The following is a 6,000-nucleotide window of genomic DNA, read 5'->3' as shown; positions in this document are numbered from 1 at the left end:
CGATCGAGATGACCGCGGCCCGCTCCGGCAGACCCGCCTTCTTCGTCGCCGCGATGATCGCCTCCGCGTTGGCGGTCTGCTCGTCGTCCAGGTCAATGTGCGACTGCGCGCCCTGCACACCATGCGGGATCAGCTTGCCCATGTCCGGCTTGTCAGCCTGCACCGCGGCCGGGCTCATCGCCGTGGTCGGGGCGGCGTCGTGGTGGTTCAGCGGACCGGCGGCCAGACCACCGGCGAACGCCAGACCAGCAATACCCAGCACGCTCTTACGCAGCATCGTGTTCATGACAAAGCTCCTTGGGGGGTTGGCGCACACCCGGTGGGGGCCGGGACATGCGCAAGCACCGTCAGGCGCTCAAAAGCAAAAGGGGGAAAGTCTCTGCCCCGGTCCGCGGGGGCGGGGAGCCTCAACGCGGGTCCGTCAAGCGGTAATACCTGCTCGCGGCGCCGGGACCATGTGTAACGACCGCCGGCCCGCCATCATTCCCGGGGGCCCGACCATCCGACCCGGTCGGGCCAGGTACTCGGTCGTACGCGAGATACAACGACCCCGCCCCGGCCACGATTTCGGCCCGTGCCCGGCTCCGGACGCAGTGCTGGGTGGATCTTGTCGGCTGGTGTGTCATCGTGTGAGTCGTCTGGGTGGGATGTCCGGTTTCTGGGTGTGACCGCTCAGCCACGCCGCAGCCAACGACGCGTTACCGCCGGTCGTCGAACTCCTCACCCGTCCACCAACCACCCCGATAGACGGTCCCCCGCTGGCCCGACGGCCCGGCCGGCTGGTCCGCCGCACCTTCCCGGTCCCGCCGCGCCCGCCGCACCCGGGTGAACACGAACCAGCCGACGGCCGCCGCGCCGGCGCCGATGACGACGTTCTGGAAGGTGCCCACGTACGTCTCGACCAGGTGCCAATTCTCCCCGAGCAGGTAGCCGGCGAGGACGAAGGTGGTGTTCCAGAGCAGGCTGCCGAGCGTGGTGTAGAGCAGGAAGACCGGCACGCGCATCCGCTCGATGCCGGCCGGGATGGAGATGAGGCTGCGGAAGATCGGAATCATCCGGCCGAAGAACACCGCCTTCACGCCGTGGCGGAGGAACCAGGTCTCGGTGCGGTCGACGTCCGCCAGCTTCACCAGCGGCAGCCGGGCCGCGATGGCCCGCATCCGGTCCCGTCCGAGGGCGGCGCCGACGTAGTACAGCGCCAGCGCCCCCAGCACCGAGCCGAGGGTGGTCCAGCCGATCGCCCCGAGCAGGCTCATCCGTCCCTGGCTGGCGGCGAATCCGGCCAGCGGCAGGATCACCTCGCTGGGGATGGGCGGGAAGAGGTTCTCCAGCGCGACGGCGAGCCCGGCGCCGGGGCCGCCGAGGCGTTCGACCAGTCCGGTGACCCAGCCGACCGGCCCCTCGGAGGCCGGCTCCGCGGCCCTGGGGGCGGCGGCACCGGGGACGAGGGCGAGCTGCGCTGTTCCGATCATCCGACCAAGTTACGGTGCGTCCCGACGGCCGACCATGGAATCGGTCCGGGTGCCCGGCTCAGCCCTCGTTGTCGCGGCCACCCCGCAGCTGCGCGTACGCGGTCAGCAACTCCTCCAGCTGGGCGGCGGTGTCGGCGTCGATTCGCTCGTCGTCGACCGCCTCGGCGACGCGTTCGCGCAGGTCGGCGATCCGCTTGGCGCGGTCCTTGGGCTTGCCCCGGTCCAGTTCGGCGGCCTTCTCCCGCAGGTCCTCGGCGGTCTTCGGGTCGACCTGGCCCCGCGCCTCCGCCTCGGCGAGCACGTCGGCGAACGCGGCCTCGAGCTGGCGCAGGGTGACCGGCGCCGGCTGGGTCGTCGGGTCGGAGGAGGGCGCGGAGGTGGCCGGCTCGGGCGGGCTGGACGACTCCGCGGTGGATTCCTCGACCGGGGCCGCGGTGGCCCGGTCGGCGGCCGGCGGGTTCTCGGAGCCGCCGTTGAGCGCGAGCATGCCGACCAGGCCGAGCAGCAACGCGAGACCGGCGGCGACCAGCACGCCGAGCAGCCGGTTGGACGGGGTCGCCGGCCGTCGCGGCGCCACCGGTGGCACCGGGCGGACGGCGGCCGGCGCCCGCTCGATCAGGGTCGGCGGCTGCTCGTGCCGGGTCACCGTGGGCAGGATGGCGGTCGGCGGGTCGGCGGGCTGGCCGGCGCCGAACCGGGTGGCGAGCTGGGCCGCGGTGGGCCGGCGGGCCGGATCCGGCGACAGGCAGGCCAGGGTGAGTTCGGCGATGTCGGCGGGCAGCCCGGGGACGCGCAGCGGCGGCACCGGGGGGCGCCGGGCCTGCACGTCGAGCACGTCCTCCCAGGTTTGCACGGGCAGCGGGGCCCGCCCGGTGACGGTGCGGTAGAGCAGCGCGCCGAGGGCGTAGACGTCGCTGGCCGGGTTGGCCGGGCCGGGCGTCATCCGCTCCGGAGCGAAGTAGGCGGGGGTCCCCATCATTAGCTCGCCGGTCTGGCCGGCGAGCGGGTGGCGTGGCCCGGCCAGCGTGGCGATGCCGAAGTCGAGCACCTTGGCGCCGGTCTCGGTGAGCATCACGTTGCCGGGCTTGACGTCCCGGTGCACCACGCCGATCCGGTGCGCGGCCGCGAGGGCGGCGGCGACCTGACCGGCCACCCGGACGGCCTCCGGCCAGGCGAGCGGGCCGGCGGCCAGCCGGTCGGACAGGTTGCGCCCCTCCACCAGCTCCATCACCAGGTACGGCACCACCGACCCGTCGGGCAGCGTCGCCTCGCCGTAGTCGTACACCTGGGTGACGTTCGGGTGGGTGAGCCGGGCCGCGGCCCGGGCCTCGCGCTGGATGGTGGCGCGCTGCTGCGGGTCGGCGGCGAGCTCGGTCGAGAGTGCCTTGACCGCGACGGGGCGGTGCAGCACCTCGTCGTCTGCGCGCCACACCTCGGACATCCCGCCGAGGCCGATGCACTCGCGCAGGACGTACCGATCGTGCAGCCGCAGCGTGGGCGTGAACGGCGACATGGTGCTCCAGTCTGCCTGCCGACCGCCGCCGCTCCCAACCCGGTGCCCGGTTCGGCACCGGATAGCCGTCGGTGGGGTGATCCGGGGGGTGCCCTGGTGGCCCCGACCACCCGGGAGGCGCCGGTGACGGGACTCAGGAGCAGGCGGGCGGCGCCGGCGCCGGCCGGGGCTCCATCAGGTCGGCGAGCCGGCGCAGCGCGCCGGCGGCGGCCAGCCGGGTGGGCGTCAGCCGGGCCGGGCGGGGGCGGTCCGGGCGGACCGGCGCGTCGGGCCGGGCCGAGTTGACGTGCCGGGTCACGGCGTCGACGGCGAGGACGAAACCGGTGGACTGTTCCATGGTCGGCTCCTTCAGGCGGGACCGGTGGAGGTACGGACGACGAGGTCGGTGCGGAGCAGGACGTGGCCGGCGGCCGGGTCGGCCGGGGGCTCCAGGAGGAGTTCGGCGGCGATCCGCCCCTTCTCCTCGGCCGGCTGCCGCACGGTGGTGAGCCCGGCCGCGGCGGCCTCGGCGATGTCGTCGAAGCCGGTGACGGAGACGGGGTGCGGAAGGCGGTGACCGGCCTCGGCGAGCGTGTCGAGCACTCCGAGGGCGAGCACGTCGGAGCAGGCCAGCACCGCGGTGGGCGGGGCGTCGCCGGTGAGCGTGGCGGCCACCGCGGCGGCGCCGGCGGCGCGGCTGTTGCCGGTGGCGTTGAGCACGGTGAGCGCGGACCAGTCGACCCCGACGGCGGCGAACGCGTCGGCGAAGCCGGCGAGCCGGCCGCGAGTGGTGGGGTGCGGGACGTCCCCCGGGCCGGCCAGCCGCAGCGGTCCGGGTGGGGCGTCGGGCAGCACGGTGTCGCCGAGGAGGGCCACCCGCCGATGACCGAGGGCGGCCACGTGCTCAGCGACGGTGCGGGCGGCGGCCCGCTCGTCGATGCCGACGTAGCGGTGCGCCGGGTGGGCCGCCTCGGCGACGGCGGTGGTGACGTAGGGCAGGGCCCGGCCGCGGATGGCTTCGAGCGCCCACTCCTCGTCGCCGGCGCAGTAGACGCAGAAACCGTCGACGGCGGCGTTCTCCACCGCGGTGCGGGCGAGCGCCGGGTCCGCGGGCAGCGGGACCAGCAGCAGGGCGGCCCCGTGCCGCTCGGCCGCGCCGCTGAGCCCGGCCAGGAAGCGCACCGCGAAGGGATCGGTGAAGGCGTACGACAGCTGGGAGGTGAACAGCACGCCGATCGCGCCGACGAAGCCGCGGCGCAGCGACCGGGCGGTCGGGTTGGGCCCGGGGTAGCCGAGCTGCCGGGCGGCGTCGAGGATCCGGTGCCGGAGGGCGGCCGAGAGCTGGTCAGGGCGGCTGTAGGCGTTGGAGACGGTGCTGCGGGACACGCCCACGGCATTCGCCACGTCCTGCAGGGTCGGCTTCACCGCGACGCCCTTCTGGATCGATTCAGTCTGGATCGATCCAGAGGTTACCCGCACGTGGGAAGGGACGTCAATGCCGGGCCGGATGATCCGGGAACGGTCAGCGCCGGTACAGCTCGTCGGCGATCCGACCGAGCAGCTCGGGGGTTCGCTCCGGCGGCTCGGCCTCCACGCAGAGCCGCTCCATGGCCAGGGCGTAGTAGTCGAGGTCCTCGCGCTTGTCCAGGTAGATCGCGCTGGTCAACTGCTCGATGTAGACGATGTCCGGCAGGTCCTGGTCGCCGAAGCGCAGGATGGTGAAGGCGCCCCCGGCGGCGGCGTGCCCGCCGGCGGCGAAGGGCACGATCTGGAGCCGGACGTGCGGCGAGGCCGTCGCCTCGACCAACGCGTCCAACTGGCCGCGCATCACCTCCGGCCCGCCGATCGGCCGGCGCAGGACGGCCTCGTCGACGACCGCCCAGAGCTGGGGAGGGTGCGTCCGGCGCAGCAGCTCCTGGCGCGCCATCCGCAGGCCCACCCGCCGCTCGACCTCCTCCGGCGCGGCGCCGCGGTGGCCGAGCAGGATGACGGCGCGCGCGTACTCGGGGGTCTGCAGCAGGCCGGGAACGAACTGGACCTCGTACGTCCGGATCAGCGCGGCGGCGGCCTCCAGCCCCAGGTAGGACTGGAACCAGGTGGGCAGCACGTCGCCGTACCGGTGCCACCAGCCGGGGCTGTTCGCGTCGCGGGCCAGCTTGAGCAGCGCCGCGCGCTCGTCGGTCGCCGAGACGCCGTAGAGGGTGAGCAGGTCGGCGACGTCCCGCTCCTTGAAGCCGACCCGGCCGAGCTCCATCCGGCTGATCTTCGATTCGGAGGACCGGATCTCCCAGCCGGCGCCCTCGCGGGTGACCCCGGCGCCCTCGCGGAGCCGCCGCAGCTGCGCTCCGAGCAGCATGCGCAGCACGGTCGGGCCGGTGGCCGGGCCGTCCTCGCGGGGAACCATCGTCACGTGGTCGTCCTTCGCATGCCGACACTCGCCGACCGGACGCCCCAGTCCGGCCGACGTGTAAGCATGCCATGGACCGACAGTGAGGTGGACTCCTCCGGACGGCCGATCAGTCCCGGCAGCGGGAGGCGGGGCCGGCGATCAGGTGATCGAAGTCCCCGTCCCGGGCGCCGAGCACGAAGGCGGCGATCTCGTCCATCGTGTAGATCAGCGCCGGGCCCTCCGGGTGCCGGGAGTTCCGCATCGCGATGCCGGCGCCGTCCGGGAGTTCGGCCAGCTCGACGCAGTTCCCGCTCGGGTTGCTGCGACGACTCTTCTGCCACCGCAGCGGCGGCAGCTGAGTGGTGGGTACGCCGTTCTGGGGCTGCTGCATGGGGCGTCTTCCTGTGCAAGAGCCAGCCGATGCCGCGGGAGAAGCGGTGGTGGCGACGGGGCGGGGTGTCGACAGAGGACGGTGATGCACGTGCATCTGCTATTGCATCTGCACTGGACAGCGAGCATGATAACGCACGTGCGGTGTACTCATCCGTTCACTGTGGGTCACCCCGCTCTCTGCGCGGACCAGCGGAAAACCGCGTCGGCGACGAGCGGCAGAGGCACCGCCAGGAGGCGACCGACGGCTGTGGCGA

6 protein-coding genes and 1 pseudogene are annotated in these 6,000 nt (G+C 73.8%); all 7 read right to left on the bottom strand.

What is annotated here, in order from left to right; translation table 11 throughout:
* A pseudogene (locus ACFOYX_RS01775) lies at positions 1–286 on the bottom strand (hypothetical protein); the annotation flags it as partial.
* A 412-nt stretch (positions 287–698) separates the two neighbouring features.
* Positions 699–1,472, bottom strand: coding sequence for a DedA family protein (locus ACFOYX_RS01770; RefSeq protein WP_322442185.1), 774 nt, complete (start codon positions 1,470–1,472; stop codon positions 699–701).
* Positions 1,473–1,530: 58 nt separating this feature from the next.
* Positions 1,531–2,985 (bottom strand): protein kinase, encoded by a 1,455-nt coding sequence (locus ACFOYX_RS01765; RefSeq protein ID WP_322442184.1) that lies wholly within the window; start codon positions 2,983–2,985, stop codon positions 1,531–1,533.
* 133 nt (positions 2,986–3,118) lie between these two features.
* On the bottom strand, positions 3,119–3,322 hold the full coding sequence (locus ACFOYX_RS01760; protein WP_322442183.1) for a hypothetical protein: 204 nt from the start codon (positions 3,320–3,322) through the stop codon (positions 3,119–3,121).
* A gap of 11 nt (positions 3,323–3,333) precedes the next feature.
* Entirely contained in the window at positions 3,334–4,389 is a 1,056-nt protein-coding gene (locus ACFOYX_RS01755; protein WP_322442182.1) for a LacI family DNA-binding transcriptional regulator, read from the bottom strand.
* Between the two features lie 97 nt (positions 4,390–4,486).
* Complete coding sequence (locus ACFOYX_RS01750) at positions 4,487–5,368, bottom strand: helix-turn-helix domain-containing protein (protein WP_377533762.1); 882 nt, start codon at positions 5,366–5,368, stop codon at positions 4,487–4,489.
* Between the two features lie 112 nt (positions 5,369–5,480).
* Positions 5,481–5,744: a DUF397 domain-containing protein gene (locus ACFOYX_RS01745; RefSeq protein ID WP_322442180.1), complete on the bottom strand. Its 264-nt coding sequence runs from the start codon at positions 5,742–5,744 to the stop codon at positions 5,481–5,483.
* Positions 5,745–6,000 lie beyond the last annotated feature (256 nt).

The sequence above is a fragment of the Micromonospora sp. GCM10011541 genome (assembly GCF_042650725.1).
GTDB classification, from domain to species: domain Bacteria; phylum Actinomycetota; class Actinomycetes; order Mycobacteriales; family Micromonosporaceae; genus Micromonospora; species Micromonospora sicca.
Note: the sequence above shows the minus strand (reverse complement) of the source record. Positions and strands in the feature narration are given on the sequence as shown.